This is a genomic window from Hymenobacter sp. (genome assembly GCF_036387835.1).
Classification (GTDB): Bacteria; Bacteroidota; Bacteroidia; order Cytophagales; family Hymenobacteraceae; genus Hymenobacter.
Window position 1 is genome coordinate 34,777 of the sequence record NZ_DASVSY010000024.1, and the last position, 15,947, is coordinate 50,723.

The following is a 15,947-nucleotide window of genomic DNA, read 5'->3' on the forward strand; positions in this document are numbered from 1 at the left end:
CCGTTCCAGGCGGCCGCGGATCCGCTGGTTGGCTATTTGCAAAAATTCAAACACAGTGAGCAGGGATGCATCTGGCGCCCATGCCAGGCATCAAGCGGCCAAAACACAAAGGCGGCGGAGTGAAACAACTGCTTCAGTCGGGCCGCCCGGCACCTAACCCGATTGGTGAGGTGGTGTCCGGCATCTGCCGCAGTGGTACCCCCGTTGGGGTAGTGGTGCGGCAGGGAGATTATCTATCTAATGACCCAAAGGTAACAGAAGGTACTATGTGACGCAAGGTACCTTCAATAATAATTTATTGCTGCTTATCAGAGTAGTACAGGATATTGAATTTTACATATACCAATAGGCGCTCAAAGCCACTTGCCTGTAGTTGAATAGCACTGCCTCGAAAGCATAAAGAGAAAATAATTTTGTAGCCGCTTGATAATTCATGCTCGCATAGCTCACAAGAGGGTTCATTTCAACTATCGAGCTAATAGTCTGCCTCATTTTCAAGCTAGCGCTACTATATAATAAGGAGAGGCACAATGCCAGTAGCACTGATAATAAGACTCACGGGACCAACTATTGCTTCCGCCACAACTATACTATAGGTAGTACACTCTTGATTAAACGGGCCTTCTGCCAGAGTATGGAGGTCTACTTATATGTCACGCTTTGCTACTACCAGACAAGGCGTGAACCTCTACCAAGCAGGCATTGCGTAATTCCTGCCAAACAAGAAGGACCAAGCAAGGCAGCTTGAAGCTCAATTGATATGTAAATGTTAGCTACGCCGTCCTCGAGTCGAGTCGTTGAACAACGTGGATGGACAATAAGAATGTTGCTCAGGTTTTAGAGCAGTCCAGAGCTTAGTAGAACGACCGTGATGTGGGAGCTACAACAGAATAGTGAACGACTTTCCTCGTTAAAGTTGAATTACTAGGAGCATTTGAGCCGAAGCCTTTATACGTTAGAGACAAACTCAACACTTACCGCGGCCAGCAAGATGAAGCTGTTAGCAGCCTTTAAGGCTAAATAAATAAGCCACTACGGTCAGGATTTCAAGCTGTATTTATCTTTGGCCGCCACCAAAAAGTGATAATTTTCGGAATGCCCGAATTTTATTTCTAGGGGTCTTATCCCTGAGCTTATCGGAAAACCTCAGTCAAAAACTTGGAAACATAGGTAAATTTATAATTTTTTATAAACAGAGTTATTGAATTCAGTTTGAATTGGCCCGAATTATGCAGGTAACCTTGATGCTGTTGCGAAAAGTGAAACAGGCCAGTTTAGCTTGCTATTAGGCTGTTATTGGTAAATGTTTACCTTTGAAAATCGAAATTGAGCTGTTGGAAATTTGGGCATGGGAGTTGGAGTTGAGTATACAGGGACCTTTGGAAAAATCTAACTTTATGAATCTTACATCAAATAGATCTTCTCAAGGAACTCAAATCAACTGGAATGCCTTTACCAGCGTCAATGAATTTATTGTTCTGGCTCTCCCTAACGGTATTTACCTGCTAACTCCCACGCTCGATCTTGTGTGGGTCCCAACCGTTGGGTTAGCATAACATTCCCCTCTTTTCGCGCAAGCCCTAAGCTGCAAGTTTGTCGAGCAGCTTCCTTTTTATTTCCTGCCAAGCACTTCTCTTCTCACTCTTTGCTCTCTTCTGTTGTGTCTTTCGAAGTAGAAACATCAGCTCAGAATGTAACGCCAGCTGCCGCTCTTACGACGGATTGTGCTCCTGTTACTGCCACCAACACGGCTATTAGCGCGGCGCCCCCTGTTGCCACGGCCCCGGTCACCTCGTATGCCAATGTGGTGTTACCCGGTGATTTTCCTGACCCGACCATTGCCAAAATCGGGGATACTTATTGGGCTAGTGCCACTTCGGCAGAGTGGGGCCCGGTGTTTCCGCTGTTCAAATCCACCAATCTGGTGGACTGGCAGCTGGTTAGCCACGTTTTCCCAACCACCGCTTCATTGCCGGAGTGGACGGAAGCTAACTTCTGGGCGCCAGAGATTTTCCACGAGAACGGGAAAACCTACGTTTACTACACGGCTCGCAAGAAAGGTGGCCCGCTGGCAGTGGGCGTGGCCAGCGCCGACAACCCGGCTGGCCCCTACACCGACCACGGCCCCCTAGTGGCGCAGCGCTACGGCTCCATCGACGGCTTCCCGATGCGCGACGAAAAGGGCGACCTGTATCTGGTGTGGAAGGAAGACGGCAATGCTTATAAGAAGCCAACCCCGATTTGGGCACAGCGCATCAACGCTACGCACACCAAGCTGGTGGGCAAAAAAGTGGAGTTGTTCCGCAACGATACCCCCTGGGAAGGCTGCCTAGTAGAAGGCTCGGCTATTGTGCGGCACAACAACTATTTCTACATGTTCTACGCCGGCAACGGCTGCTGCGGTAAGGGCTGCACGTATGCTACTGGTGTAGCTCGTGCCGAGAGCTTGCTGGGTCCTTGGGAGAAGTGCCCCGAAAACCCGATTCTCAAGAAAAACACCACCTGGAAGTGCCCGGGTCACGGTACGGTAACCGAGTTCGACGGTCGCTGGTTCTTGCTGCACCACGCGTATCACGTGCAAAGCCACGAGTTTGTGGGCCGCCAAGGCATCCTCAGCGAGTTCACCTGGAACGAGGAAGGCTGGCCTGAGTTTGAAGGCAAGAGTCCGCAGGCTGCCCCGCTGCACGACGTTAGCATCCTGAACGTAACCGATAACTTCGAGGGTAATTGCCTTGCTGGTACTTGGCAGTGGCCGATTGGGCGCGAGCCGGAAGTAGGAGTGAGCGACGGCCAGCTGCTGCTCACCGCCAGGCCAACCGGCATGGGTTCTATTGTGGCACAGCGCACGTTCACGGCTACTTATAAGGTGACGACCGCCGTAGAACTCGGTTCGTTGGAGCCTGCTACTTTCGCTGGTCTGTCGGCTATCGGTGACCCCAACAACGCATTGGCACTGGTGGTGGGTGACGGCAGCCTGCAGGTATGGTCGGTGAAAGCCGGCAAGCACGAGAGCATTACCAAGATTGATTTGCCAACCGGTAAAACCATCAACCTGCGCCTCGAATCCTGGGGTGGTCAGCGCTTCCGCTTCACCTATAACGTGGATGGTAGCTCCTGGCAGCCCGTTGTGCTCGACAGCTTTGCGCTCAACGGTACTTACTTGCCCCCATGGGATCGGGGTATCCGGGTAGGTCTGCTGGCGCGAGGATCAGCAGCCTCGATGGTTGCTTTCAACCACTTCACCATCCGCAACCAGCGCTAGGTCAGCACGGCTGTAGATAGTTTGCTAAGTCTAAGTCTTGAAGTAAAGAAGCCCGGTAGCTTAGGTTACCGGGCTTCTTTGTTTAAAAGGCCATCCAAATAGCTCGTTGTGCAGAGGCGCAGCCGAAGCATTTTGTGGGCTTCGTTGCCAAATTACCCGTCCTGCTTCATCTGGCGTCCGCGCAGGTGTAGCATCTCGCCGCTCGTGTGGTAAACTCGACAAAGTGAGTTACATGCTTCCTTCGTCAGCATGACAGCTACGTTTTGTAACGTCAGCACACTAGATGCTTCGACGCCGACTACGCCTGCGCGGACGCCAGAGCAAGCCGGACGGGTAGTTTGGAAAGCCTCTTTGTGATATTGCGGTGAGCAAGGCATTTGCATCCGAACACTCTGTCCATTTATGGACAGGTTTCTGAAAGGCTAGGTCTTGGTGTTTAGAATTAAGCAACTGATTGATAATGCTTTGAAGAAGTGGCACGAGCCTTGGCTGACAGTATGGGAAACCTTTCCCTTCCTGTACGAAAATGGACAGAGCTATTTCAACTGCTACTCAAAATAGTCGCCAGCGCCGCAAGTGGCTTGTTGGAACAAGTGTGGTGCTGCTACTGGTAGCGGGCTTGCTGGCTTTTCGCACCGTGCTCAAGCCTAGTATAAGCCGCAACAGTATTCTTACGGCCACCACGGAAACCGGTGATGTAGAGGCGTCGCTAACTGCTGCCGGGCTCATCATTCCCGCGTATGAAGCCGTAATTACCAGTCCCATCCAAAGCACTATTCGGCAGGTAAGCGTGGCTGTGGGCAGCAAGGTGCAGCCAGGGCAAACCATCCTGGAGCTAGACAAGGAACTGACTACCTCGGGGCTGGCGAAGCTCCAGGACGAGCAGCAGCAGAACCGCATCAAGAACGCACAGCTGCAACTCACTCTGGAAAAAGCCCTGAACGACCTTCGCTCGCAGGAGCAGGTGCAGCAGGTGAAGGTGCGCAGCTTGCAATCGGCTTTGCGCGACGAGCAGTATTTGCTGAAGATTGGGGGCGGCACGTCGGAAAGCGTACGGCAGGCCGAGCTGAATTTAAAAGTAGCGCAGCTGGAGTTAAAGCGCCTGGGCGAGCAAATCCGGAACCAGCGTGCCGCCAATGCCGCCGACGTGCGGGAGCTGGGCTTCACGATGCAGATTCAGGACCGCAACATTGCGGAGCTGGCCGGCAAACTGGCCCAAGCCAACATCAGCAGCCAGCAACCGGGCGTGCTGACCTGGGTGAATGAAAACCTCGGTACCACCGTGCAAGCCGGCGACCCATTGGCCCGGGTGGCTGACTTGAGCCGCTTCCGGGTACGCGCTACCATTTCCGACGCCTACGCCGACGCCCTGCACCTCGGTGACCCGGTGCTAATTCGCATCAACGACACCGACTTGCGCGGTACCATCAACACCGTGAGTCCGGCCGTGGACAAAGGCGTGGTAACTTTCTATGCTACCCTGACCCAAGACCACCATCCGGCGCTGCGGTCCAACTTGCGGGCCGATGTATTTGTGGTGACGAAAGCGCATCACAACGTGGTGCGGGTAAAAAACGGCCCTTTCTACCAAGGCGGCAAAGAGCAGCCGGTATTCGTGGTAAGCAACGGCAAGGCCACCCGCCGCACAGTGCAGTTCGGTGACAGCAATTTCGATTTCGTGGAAGTAACGGGGGGCCTGCGGGCAGGCGAAGAAATCATTATCTCGGATACGAAAGACTACCTCGACACCCCCGAACTCACCCTCAGCAACTAAGCGGCCTTATGAAACGGATACTCACTTTCCTGCTGCTAGCTGGGGGTTCGGCCGCGGCCCAAACTCCTACAACCCAGAGTCTGCAAGACGTAATTGAGTTGGCGCTAAACCGGTCGGCGGTGGCCAAGCAGACCCAAACCACCCGCGACCAGAGCTACTGGCAATGGCGCACCTACCAGGCCAACTATAGGCCGCAGCTAGGGTTGCAAGGTACCTTGCCCGGTTTTAGCCGCGCCGTTGCGCCCGTCGTGCAGCCTGATGGCACCACCGATTTTCGGGCTGTACGCATCAACAATTCCAACTTGGCCATGACGGTGAGCCAGAACATCGGCCTGACCGGCGGGCAGGTGTTTGTCGCGTCCGAAGTGCAGCGTTTCGATGATTTCAACGGCCGTCTCAAGCGCTACAACAACCAGCCCATCAGTATTGGCCTGCTGCAGCCGATTGGCAAATTCAACAATTTGCGCTGGGCCAACCGGATCGAGCCTCTGCGCTACCAAGAAAGCCAGCGTTTGTATATAGAAGAGCGGGAAGGCATAGCGCAGCGCATCACCGAGCTGTATTTTGATGTGCTTCAGCAGCAGGTAAACGCCGAAGTAGCCAGCCAAAACGTGCGCGCCAACGAGGAGCTGCTGCGGATAGGGAAGGAGCGCTACCAGCTCGGTTACCTTTCGCAAAGCGACTTGCTGCGGCTGGAGCTGAACCTGCTGAACGCCCGCCAGGCGGTGGCGCAGGGCCAACTCGATGCGCAGAACGCAGCCGTAAGCTTGCAGAGCTACACGGGTCTGCGCGCCGAAACGCTGCAACTGGCCGTGCCTGCTGCCGCCCCACGCTTAGTAGTACCCGCCGCGCTGGCCCTAACCCAAGCCCGCCAAAACCGGAGCGTAGTATTGACATTCCGCCGCCGGTTGTTGCAAGCAGAGCGCGAAGTGGCCCTGGCCCGTGGCACTACTGGCCTTCAGGCAACCCTATCAGCTAACCTGGGCTACGTAAACCAAGCGAGTAACCTTTGGGACACCTATGCAACGCTGCAAAGTCAGCAGCAAGTGCAGCTTACATTTGCGCTGCCGCTCGTGGATTGGGGCCGGCAAAAATCCATTATCAAAACCGCCGAGCTAACCCACCGCCAGGTGCAGACCGATGTGGCGCAGGAGGAGCTAAGCTTCGAGCAGAGTGTGCAGGTGCAAGCCGCGCAGCTTGGCACACTGAGCGAACAGCTAGCTTTAACCGCTCGCGCCGATTCGCTGGCTCAGCAGCGCTACAACATTGCGCAAGCGACCTACAAAGTGGGCCGCATCAGCCTCACCGACCTCACCATTGCCTCTGCTGAAAAAGATCAGGCCCGCCGCACCTACATTTTGGCCTTGCGCGCTGCCTGGGTGGCCCACTACCGTTTGCGCGCCCTCACGCTCTACGATTTCGAGCGGCAAATGCCCTTGGCTGCGCAGTAAGGTTCAGCCTGATGTTTTAAGTAAAGGTTCACGCAGTGGTTCGAGGTGTAAAAGCGCAGAGGTTCGCAGTGGCTATCAAACGACACTCCGGACCCCTGCGCTTTTACACCCCGAACCACTGCGTGAAATATAAGTTGGTCTCTCTTAAACAAACGCCGCAGCGCCGTAGCCTAGGTTGCGATGCTGTTACTATTTAATAGGCGCATAGCTATGAACAGTCTCCCATCATTACCGAACACCCTGTCCGAAAACGGACAACTTTTCTATTTAGGGTATTTATTATATAGCACATAATGTTCTGTGCATCAATTGATTACGAGTATGGCACGGCGCTTGGCTATACTACTGTGGTCCTAGGGCGGCATTGCTCGAAAATGGACAGCTTCCTTCGTTTTCTTCCTACTTCCACTATAAAACTCATGGAAAACATTCTCTCCCCAACGACTGCCCGCTCTCAGGCTTCCACCGACGCTTTAGGCGCTGCCAGCAGCCAGCCCGTGATTCAGTTGCGCGACATCGAGAAGGTCTACCAAACCAAAACCATTGAAACGGTAGCGCTGAACCGCGTGAACCTAACCATCAACAAAGGCGAGTTCGTGTCGATTATGGGGCCGTCGGGCTGCGGCAAATCCACGCTGCTTAGCATCATCGGCTTGCTCGATGAGCCCACCAGCGGCGTGATTGAGGTGGATGGCCGGCCCGTGCAGTCGTATTCCGACAAAGAGCTGGCTTCACTGCGCAACCAAAAAATCGGATTCGTCTTCCAGAGCTACCACCTCATCAACGACCTTTCGGTGATTGACAACGTGGAGCTGCCCTTGCTGTACCGGCCCGGTGTGGGCGGCAAAGAGCGGCGGGAGCGGGCCTACGCCGCCCTCGACAAAGTAGGACTGAGTGCCCGCACCAACCACTTCCCGAGCCAGCTTTCGGGCGGGCAGCGCCAGCGGGTGGCTATTGCCCGCGCCTTGGCTGGTCGCCCCGAAATCATTCTGGCCGACGAGCCCACCGGCAACCTCGACTCGGTGATGGGCGAGGAAATAATGGATTTGCTGCTGGGTCTCAATCGGCAGGAGGGCACTACCATCGTGATGGTTACCCACGACGAGCAGCAAGCCCTGAAAACGCAGCGCCTGATCCGCTTCTTCGACGGCAGCCAGGTGCTGTAAGCCCACCCGTTGATTGGCGACCGTGCGTCCTGCTTGGTATCACATTATCTGTTTCGATTCCCAACGGAAAGTTGGGGTTACTTCTCTCCATGAAAACGCTTTCCTTTCCTCTTTCTGATGCTGCGCTGGTGGCTGCTTGCCGCCAAGGCCGGGCGGCGGCGCAAGAGCAGCTTTACCGGCGCTTTGCCCCCAAGATGCTGGCGTTGTGCTTGCGCTATGTTCGCCATCGGTTCGATGCCGAGGATGTGCTGACCCGGGGCTTCGTGAAAGTGTTTCGCTGCCTGGGCCAGTTTGAAGGCAAGGGCAGCCTGGCCGGGTGGGTGCGCCGCATTATGGTGCACGAAGCCCTGGGCTTCCTTCGCAGCCAGGAATCCTTTACGCTCAGCATTGAGGACTGCGCTACCGACCACCTCGCCACCGACCTGCCTACCGCCGATGCAGCGCTGCAAGCGGCCGACCTGCTGCGGTTGGTGCAGGAGCTGCCCGCTGGCTACCGCGCCGTGTTCAACCTGTGCGCGCTGGAAGGCTACAGCCACCTGGAAGTAGCCGGGCTGCTGGGTATTTCGGAGGGCACCAGCAAGTCGCAGCTCAGCAAGGCCCGGGCGGTGCTGCAGCGGCAGGTGGCGGCGCTTCACTCTTCTCTTTCCACTTCTTCCTACGCCTCTGCTCATGTTGCTTAGCTACCTCAAAATTGCCTGGAAGGTGCTCTTGCGCCGGAAGTTCTTCACTTTCATCAGCTTGTTTGGCATCAGCTTTACCCTGATGATTTTGCTGGTGGTGTATGCCATGTACGACCACACCGTGGGGCCGCACACCCCCGAAAAGAAAGTGGACCGTTTGCTGTTTATTACCAAGATCGGGTTGTGGTCCGAGAACTCGCAGAGTAACTCCGCGCCTAGCTATTCGTTTCTGGAGCGCTACGTGCGGCCCATGCGCACGCCGCAGTTAATCTCACTGTGCAGCAGCCCAGGTTCGGTGGTGGCCTACCTTGGTAATCAAAAGCTGAAGCTAGACCAACGCTATACGGATGCTCAGTTCTGGCAAGTGCTGGATTTCGAGTTCGTAGAGGGGCGGCCGTACTCAGGACGGGAAGTGAAGGAGGCCGCGCACGTGATAGTAATCAACGAAAACACGGCCCGGCGCTATTTCGGGGTTAGCCGGGGCGTGGTCGGCCGCGGCCTCGAAGTCGACCAGGTAGTTTATCGGGTGGTGGGCGTGGTGCGCGATGTACCGGCCACGCGCTACATTTCTTACGCCGACGTTTGGATGCCCATCACTACCAGCACTCAGGATGTGCACGACCCCAACTACCTAGGGGACTGCCAGGCTATCTTGCTCGCCCCTAGCCCGGCGGCTGTGCCGGCGGTGGAAGCGGAATTCAACCGTATTGTGGCGCAGGTGCCGGTTCCAGACGAAGATGGCAAACACACCTACAAGGAGGTGCGGATACATGCCGGGTCCCTTCTCTCGACCATGGTGCGGGAGGAATTCGACGAAGACGGCCCTGACGATGGCGTAGCTAGCCTGGCGCGCACAGCTGCTGGCTTGGCCCTGCTCTTTATGCTGCTGCCAGCGCTGAGTTTGATAAACGTGAACGTAAGCCGAATTATGGAGCGCAGCTCGGAAATAGGCGTGCGCAAAGCCTTCGGAGCCACCCCCCAGATGCTGGTAAGACAGTTTCTGGTGGAAAATATCTTTCTGACCCTACTCGGTGGCATGCTAGGGCTAGGTTTAGCGGCTGGCGTGCTGTACCTGATCAATGATAGCGGCCTGATTGCCTACACCAGTTTCCGCCTGAACTGGCGCATCTTTTTGGCAGCCTTTTTTACTATCGGCTTCTTCGGGTTGCTGTCGGGGGTGTACCCGGCCTATAAAATGTCAAAACTACGTGCCGTTCAGGCGCTAAAAGGAGGAACCAACGCATGATACGCCATTTGTTTACTTTGATCTGGAACCGCAAACGGGCCAACTTTCTGCTCGTTATTGAAATATTTCTAGCCTTCGTGGTGCTGTTTGTGGTAGGAAGCGTGCTGGTGTTCAATCAGCAGAATTATCGCGCTCCACTCGGCTTTAACTACGAGCAAGTGTGGGCCGTAGGCCTCTATCCAAGTACCGCCCCGCAGTCCAACGCGGAACTGGCCCAGACCCAACAGCAAATCATGCAGCGCCTTCGCACGCTGCCCGGCGTCCGGTTTGTATCGCGGGGGAGTTCCAACCTGCCTTTCTTTGGTTCCCACAACAGCAGCGACCTAAGCCGGGTCAAAAAGAACAGTGGCCTGAACCACAACATCTACCAGGTGGACGACGAGCGGCGCGCCGTGCTGGATTTGGAGGTAAAGGCCGGGCGCTGGTTTGATAAGCGCGACGACGCAACCCAGTTTCCCGCCATCCTAACCGAGGACTCGCAACGGGAGTTGTTCGGCAATGAGTCGGCCGTGGGCCAGCGCCTGCACAGCGGCGACCGGGAACTCACGGTTGTGGGGGTGGTAGCCAATTTCCGCTCCAACGGCGACTTGAGCGCTCCTTACCCCGGCGTGTTTGTTCGCATCAGCCCCCAGGACAGCACCTTCAACCACCTCTCGAAGCTACTGGTGCGCGTGCAGCCAGGCGCGGGGGCCGCCCTGGAAAAGCAGATGACCAAGGAAATGTTAGCCATTGGTAAAGGCTGGAGCGTTGGCATTACGCCGCTGCCGGAGCAGCGCGCCATTCAGCTCAAGCAGGTGCTGGTTCCGATTGCGGCGCTGGTTATTATATGCGTATTCCTGGTCGTGAACGTGGCGCTGGGCTTGTTTGGGGTGCTGTGGTACAACATCAGCCAGCGGCGCGCCGAAATTGGGCTCCGGCGGGCGCTGGGTGCTGGCCGTCAGGCTATCAGTGGGCAATTTCTGGGCGAAGTGATGGTTATTGCCACCCTTGGCTTAACCCTTGGCCTGGCCGTGGCGGCGCAGTTTCCGCTGCTTGGGGTGCAGGGATTGGGCCTGGCTGTGTACGGCCCGGCCATGTTGCTGGCCGTCTCGGTGATTTACATTCTTACAGCTATTTGTGCACTATACCCAAGCCGGTTAGCAGCTGGCATACGGCCGGCCGTGGCTCTACGGGAAGAATAGGATTTCGCTCTTCGCACCTAAATTGCGCTCTTCGCCGCTAAACTATGATATTGATTGTTGATGATGATGTGGCCGTGCGCACCTCACTCGGGCTGCTGCTCAAACAAGCCGGTTACCCCACCAAGAGCGTCGCTACGCCCGAAGACGCCTTGCGGGTCGTGCAGGAAACGCCGCCCCGCCTGGTGCTCATGGACATGAACTACTCGCTCGATACCAGCGGCCGGGATGGGCTGCAACTGCTGGCGCAAGTAAAGCAGGTGGCCCCGCAGCTTCCCGTCATTCTGATTACGGGCTGGGGCTCTATCACGCTGGCCGTGGAGGGGATGAAAGCCGGAGCCGCCGAATTTGTGACCAAGCCCTGGCACAACGATTCGCTGCTCCAAACCATCCGCACCATCCTGCGCTTGCACGAGGTCGAAACGGAAACCGACCCCGCGGCCCTCAGCCGCCGCCAGCTCGACAAGCAGTACAACTTCAAGAACATAGTGGGGCAGGATGCGCGCTTGCTGCAGGTGCTGCGCAACGTGGGCCAAGTGGCTACCACCGATGCTTCGGTGCTGATAGAAGGCGAAAGTGGCACCGGCAAAGAGCTGATTGCCGAAGCGGTGCACCACAACAGTCACCGCCGGCGCCAACCCTTCGTGAAAGTGAACCTCGGCGGCATATCGACTTCACTGTTTGAGAGCGAGATGTTCGGGCACCGCCGCGGGGCCTTCACCGATGCGAAAACCGACCGGGTGGGCCGTTTCGAGCTAGCCAATGGCGGTACCATCTTCCTCGATGAAATAGGAGAGCTGGACCTCAGCAGCCAGGTGAAGCTGCTCCGCGTGCTGCAAGACCGCACCTACGAAGTGCTCGGCGACAGCAAACCCCGCCGGCTGGATATCCGCGTCATTTGCGCCACCAACCGCAACCTCACTGAAATGGTGCAGCAGGGCCGCTTCCGCGAAGACTTGTTCTACCGCATCAACCTGATTACGGTGCGTCTGCCCGCCCTGCGCGAGCGGCCGCAGGATATTCCGTTGCTGGTGCAGCACTTCGTGGATGGCCTCCGCGCCACCTACAACCGGCCAGCCCTGAAAATAGGCGCGCGGGCGCAGCATTGGCTGCAAGAACAGCCGCTGCCAGGCAATATTCGGGAGTTGAAAAACTTGGTGGAGCGCGCCGTATTAGTTAGCGGCAAAGACGAGTTAGGTCCCGAAGATTTCCAGGCCCAATTCCAACGCGCGCCCGTACGTACCGCCGAGCCTGGCGAGCTGCCCGAACCCGGCACCATGACGCTAGATGAATTGGAAGCTGAAATGATACGGCGCACACTCGAACACTACAGCGGCAATATCAGCCGGGTCGCCAAAGCGTTGGGCCTGAGCCGCGGAGCACTCTATCGGCGCCTAGAGAAATATGCTATTCCGTTTGATGCCGAAGAAAGGAGTTAGGAGCTAGGAGACAGGAGCTAGAAGTCGGCACCCCTCCTTTTTTAAATTCCGCGCATCAAGCGGCGTGGGTGGCCGCAGGCCGGGATGGTCCCGTTATTGAACGACCACTAGCTCTAGTTTCTTAATTTCAGCTTACCGCCCCGGCCTACGGCCACCCCACCTTAAAGAAAGGAGGGGAACTGACTTCTAGCTCCTGTCTCCTAGCTCCTAACTCCTTTCTGTATGTCGTTGCGCGTCAAGTTTATCCTGTTCGTCACCATCATTCATGCGGTATTGATTGTGTTGGCGGGACAGGTGATGCGCACCAATGCCCCGTTGTTTATAGCGTTAGAAGTGTTGCTGCTTGTCAGTATTTTTTTCACGGTACAGCTATACAGGAGTTTTGTGCGGCCTTTCCAGCTGATTGCCGCCGGTACCGAAGCCATTCGCGCCAAGGATTTCTCGATGAAGTTTGTGCCCGTGGGGCAGCGGGAGATGGACCAGCTTATCGACGTGTACAACCACATGATTGACGAGCTGCGCAAGGAGCGTATCACGCAGCACGAGAAAAGCTTCCTGCTGGAAAGCCTCATTCAGGCGTCGCCGGCCGGCGTGCTGCTGCTTGCCTTCGATGGCCGTATTGAAGGAGTGAACCCGGCGGCAGAACGCATACTTGGGCTGCCCGTAACCAGTCTGCTCGGCCAAAAGCCCGCCCGCTTACCCGGTGATTGGGGAAACGCGCTAGGCCATATCACCGAGAAAGAACCTCAAGTAGTACGTCTGTCAGGCATACAAACCTACCGGGCCAGTTGCTCGCACTTTGTAGACCGGGGGTTCACGCGTCACTTCATTGTACTGGAAGAGCTAACCCAAGACCTCATCCGGCAGGAAAAGCAGGCCTACTCCACTCTGATTAGGATGATGTCGCACGAAATCAACAACTCTATCGGCGCTATCAACTCCATTCTGCAAAGCTTTCATTACTACGCCCCCCAGCTTAGCGCCGACGACCAGCCCGATTTCACCGCCGCCCTGGATGTGTCTATTGCCCGCAATACGCATCTAGCCAACTTCATTGCCAACTTCGCCAACCTGGTGCGCCTGCCGCTCCCCGTGCGTCAGCCTACCGATGTGCACGAACTCTTGCGCCACACCGAACGGCTGCTGCACGTACAGGCTGAGCGCCGCCGTATCAACTGGCATCAGCAGCTTGCGCCTTGTTCGTTGGTGGTTGATTTGGATGGCCAGCAGCTAGAACAAGCGTTGCTCAACATCTGCAAAAACGCGCTCGAAGCTATTGGCGAGGACGGCAACCTATGGGTGAGCACCAAGCAGCACCCGCCTCAGCTCGTCATCGAAAACGACGGCCCTGGTATTCCGTCCGACGTGCAGCGTCGCCTGTTCACCCCCTTCTTCAGCACCAAGCGCGATGGGCAAGGCATCGGCCTCACCCTCATCCGGGACATTCTCTTGCAGCACAACTTCACCTTTAGCCTAGAAGCTCAGCAAAGCGGCCGCACAGCGTTTACGATTCGGTTTTAGAGGAAGGTATTTAAAGATAGTTGCCTGGAGAGCTATACTAAAGAGCTAGTTCCTCTCAACTTAGGAGGAGCAAGGGGTCGTTGACAATTGTTGCTGAGGTTGCCAAAGTAGTGTCCTGCTTGATCTGACGTCTGCTTGTCGGAGCATCTCTCCCGCTTCGTGGTAGTGCTAGATGAGTTTACCACCCTAGCGAGAGGCTTCGATTCCGGCTGCGCACCCTGGCTTAAGGCGCCCCATGCGGACGCCAGATGAGCAGGACGGATGGGATAAACAACGCTCCGGTAAGCTCCTCAAATGAGGAGGGCAACTAGTTGCTAATTCCCGTAGAGAATATGGATAGTAGGATACGTAGCGCGGAAGCCACAGGAAGCCTGTTCCGCGACGAGCAGAGCGAGTCCCTGCGCGTAGGAGCCGCACGGCACGGTTCCAAATACTCGCTTCACTCGTCGCGGAACAGGCTTCCTGTGGCTTCCTGTGGCTTCCGCGCTACGTACACTTGTTCTAACGGTAGGTTTACCGCTTAATCGGTGGCTTACGGGCTGGAGCGGTTCTGCCGGCTGGAGCGGGGGCGCCTTCTGCTACTTGTTGGCCGTTGCGGAAGTTCTTTTTCTCTTGCACTGTTTTGCCGTCGGGGCCGAAGTACGTCCAGGCGCCTGATTCTTTGCCATTGCGGTAGAACCCTGTCACTTCAGCCGTACCATCTTCGCGGAGTTGGCGGTAGGCGCCGGTTTTCAAGCCTTTCACGTAGGTGGTTTCGGCTTTTAGCTTGCCCGACGCATAAAGCTCTTGGCCGAGGCCGGTGGGTTTGCCGTTTTCGTAAAGCACCTTGCTTTGAATGGTGCCCGTAGGATAGTAGGCCAGCTTTTCACCGCCTAAGCGCCCGTTGACGTAGGTTTCCTGAGTGGCCACTTGCTTGCCGCCGGGGTGGAAAGTGCGCCACTGCCCAAACGGCTGCCCGTTTTTGAACTGTTGCTCGCCACTAGGAAATCCGTCTTCGAAATACGTAGTGATTTTGCGGTCCTTGCCCTGGTTGGCGTAGTCGATTTTCTTCTCTGGCTTCCCCGATTCGTAGAAGTCTTGCTGCGTGCCTATCAAGGTTCCCTGGCGGTAGGTTTGCTGGCTTTTGAGGGCCCCACTTTCATAATAGGATTTGGCGAGGCCATCGAGGACGGAGGAGCCGCCGGTTAGGTTGCGGGCTTGCTTGGTGAGGTCGTCGCCGAGCGGATTTTTCACGGCGCGGCCCGCGAAGTTGCCGGCCACCGAAGTGCCTTCGGTGCGCAGCTTGCCCGAGCGGTAGTAGCTATGGTAGGTGCCTTTGCCCGATTTGTCGGCCAGTACTTCGGTTTCCTTCTGACCGTTGTCGTAGTAGGTGGTGTAGGGGCCGGCCAGCAAACCTTTGGCGAAAGTAGCCTCACTTTGCAGCTGACCGTTTTCATAGTAAGTTTTCACGGGGCCATTGGCCTGGCCGTTTTGGTAGGTGATTTCCACCTTGGTTTTGCCCGATGGGTACAACTCCCGGACCGGGCCGGCGGGCTGGCCGTTGGTAAGCGTAGTTTCCAGCTTGATGCGGCCATCAGGGTACAAATAGCGCAATAGGCCGGTTGGCTGATCGTTTTCATAGGTGCCTTCCTGCGCCAGCTTGCCGGTGTCGTAATAGGTTTTGAAGGGCCCTTGGCGCACCCCGTCGGCGTACGTCACTTCCAGCCGTCGACCGCCATTGGCGTGAAACTCCACGTAGGTGGAGTCGCGCTTGCCGCCGGCGTAGCGAGTTTGCGCTTCCAGCTTACCGGAGTAGTAAAACCGCTTGTACGGGCCTTCCATCACGGTATCACCCGCCACTACGGCCGAATATATTTCGCGCTTGTGCGTGTTGGTAGAGTCGAAATAAGTGGTGAAACGCCGCAAAGTTTGAGCTTGTGCGGCGGTAGAGAGCAAGAGGAACAGAAAAAGCGTAATTCGTTTCATGACAACAAGAACGCACGAAATCTCGGCAAAGTGCATATTGGCAAGCTACAGCTGATTTCGTGCCATAGATGGCAACGGGGCCTCACCCCCTGGCCCCCTCTCCCGCGGAGAGGGGGAGCTTAACGGTTACAGCGCCGCCCGTTCGGCTTGCGCCTCACGAACGGCTACCGTTAAGCAAAATGGCAAGAGAAGTTACTATGGTAAAGGCTCGCAGCTGAAAAGCTGCGAGCCTTTACCATTTAAAAGCAAATAAAAACTAGTCTGG

12 protein-coding genes are annotated in these 15,947 nt (G+C 56.2%); 11 read left to right on the forward strand and 1 reads right to left on the reverse strand.

The window, feature by feature from the left end:
* The first annotated feature begins 80 nt into the window (after window positions 1–80).
* The 11 genes from VF639_RS04990 (at window position 81) to VF639_RS05040 (ending at window position 13,717) form a co-directional block, all read left to right on the forward strand.
* Window positions 81–272 carry a hypothetical protein gene (locus tag VF639_RS04990; RefSeq protein WP_331144785.1) on the forward strand — a complete coding sequence of 64 codons (192 nt, stop codon included), beginning with the start codon at window positions 81–83 and terminating at the stop codon, window positions 270–272.
* 1,041 nt (window positions 273–1,313) lie between these two features.
* Entirely contained in the window at window positions 1,314–1,556 is a 243-nt protein-coding gene (locus VF639_RS04995) for a hypothetical protein (RefSeq protein ID WP_331144786.1), read from the forward strand.
* Window positions 1,557–1,660: 104 nt separating this feature from the next.
* A complete protein-coding gene (locus tag VF639_RS05000) occupies window positions 1,661–3,262 on the forward strand; it encodes a family 43 glycosylhydrolase (protein ID WP_331144787.1) in 1,602 nt (533 codons plus the stop codon).
* Window positions 3,263–3,788: 526 nt separating this feature from the next.
* Window positions 3,789–5,036 (forward strand): efflux RND transporter periplasmic adaptor subunit, encoded by a 1,248-nt coding sequence (locus VF639_RS05005; protein WP_331144788.1) that lies wholly within the window; start codon window positions 3,789–3,791, stop codon window positions 5,034–5,036.
* 8 nt (window positions 5,037–5,044) lie between these two features.
* Window positions 5,045–6,487 carry a TolC family protein gene (locus tag VF639_RS05010; RefSeq protein ID WP_331144789.1) on the forward strand — a complete coding sequence of 481 codons (1,443 nt, stop codon included), beginning with the start codon at window positions 5,045–5,047 and terminating at the stop codon, window positions 6,485–6,487.
* Window positions 6,488–6,984: 497 nt separating this feature from the next.
* Window positions 6,985–7,653: an ABC transporter ATP-binding protein gene (locus tag VF639_RS05015; protein WP_331144806.1), complete on the forward strand. Its 669-nt coding sequence runs from the start codon at window positions 6,985–6,987 to the stop codon at window positions 7,651–7,653.
* Window positions 7,654–7,742: 89 nt separating this feature from the next.
* Window positions 7,743–8,333, forward strand: a complete 591-nt coding sequence (locus VF639_RS05020) for an RNA polymerase sigma factor (RefSeq protein WP_331144790.1) — start codon at window positions 7,743–7,745, stop codon at window positions 8,331–8,333.
* Window positions 8,323–9,579 (forward strand): ABC transporter permease, encoded by a 1,257-nt coding sequence (locus VF639_RS05025; protein WP_331144791.1) that lies wholly within the window; start codon window positions 8,323–8,325, stop codon window positions 9,577–9,579. Before VF639_RS05020 ends, VF639_RS05025 begins: the two co-directional genes overlap by 11 nt.
* Window positions 9,576–10,760, forward strand: a complete 1,185-nt coding sequence (locus VF639_RS05030; protein ID WP_331144792.1) for an ABC transporter permease — start codon at window positions 9,576–9,578, stop codon at window positions 10,758–10,760. Before VF639_RS05025 ends, VF639_RS05030 begins: the two co-directional genes overlap by 4 nt.
* 44 nt (window positions 10,761–10,804) lie before the next feature.
* Window positions 10,805–12,196 carry a sigma-54-dependent transcriptional regulator gene (locus VF639_RS05035; RefSeq protein ID WP_331144793.1) on the forward strand — a complete coding sequence of 464 codons (1,392 nt, stop codon included), beginning with the start codon at window positions 10,805–10,807 and terminating at the stop codon, window positions 12,194–12,196.
* A 222-nt stretch (window positions 12,197–12,418) separates the two neighbouring features.
* Window positions 12,419–13,717, forward strand: a complete 1,299-nt coding sequence (locus VF639_RS05040) for a sensor histidine kinase (RefSeq protein WP_331144794.1) — start codon at window positions 12,419–12,421, stop codon at window positions 13,715–13,717.
* Between the two features lie 513 nt (window positions 13,718–14,230).
* Here the strand turns inward: VF639_RS05040 and VF639_RS05045 are convergent.
* A complete protein-coding gene (locus VF639_RS05045; RefSeq protein WP_331144795.1) occupies window positions 14,231–15,682 on the reverse strand; it encodes a toxin-antitoxin system YwqK family antitoxin in 1,452 nt (483 codons plus the stop codon).
* Window positions 15,683–15,947: the final 265 nt, after the last annotated feature.

Excerpts from the sequence above, each read along its gene's own strand:
- VF639_RS05040 (WP_331144794.1), top strand. The coding sequence starts at position 12,419 with ATGTCGTTGCGCGTCAAGTTTATCCTGTTCGTCACCATCATTCATGCG.
- VF639_RS05045 (WP_331144795.1), bottom strand. The coding sequence starts at position 15,682 with ATGAAACGAATTACGCTTTTTCTGTTCCTCTTGCTCTCTACCGCCGCA.
- VF639_RS05035 (WP_331144793.1), top strand. The coding sequence starts at position 10,805 with ATGATATTGATTGTTGATGATGATGTGGCCGTGCGCACCTCACTCGGG.
- VF639_RS04990 (WP_331144785.1), top strand. The coding sequence starts at position 81 with ATGCCAGGCATCAAGCGGCCAAAACACAAAGGCGGCGGAGTGAAACAA.
- VF639_RS05005 (WP_331144788.1), top strand. The coding sequence starts at position 3,789 with ATGGACAGAGCTATTTCAACTGCTACTCAAAATAGTCGCCAGCGCCGC.
- VF639_RS05020 (WP_331144790.1), top strand. The coding sequence starts at position 7,743 with ATGAAAACGCTTTCCTTTCCTCTTTCTGATGCTGCGCTGGTGGCTGCT.
- VF639_RS05030 (WP_331144792.1), top strand. The coding sequence starts at position 9,576 with ATGATACGCCATTTGTTTACTTTGATCTGGAACCGCAAACGGGCCAAC.
- VF639_RS05025 (WP_331144791.1), top strand. The coding sequence starts at position 8,323 with ATGTTGCTTAGCTACCTCAAAATTGCCTGGAAGGTGCTCTTGCGCCGG.
- VF639_RS05010 (WP_331144789.1), top strand. The coding sequence starts at position 5,045 with ATGAAACGGATACTCACTTTCCTGCTGCTAGCTGGGGGTTCGGCCGCG.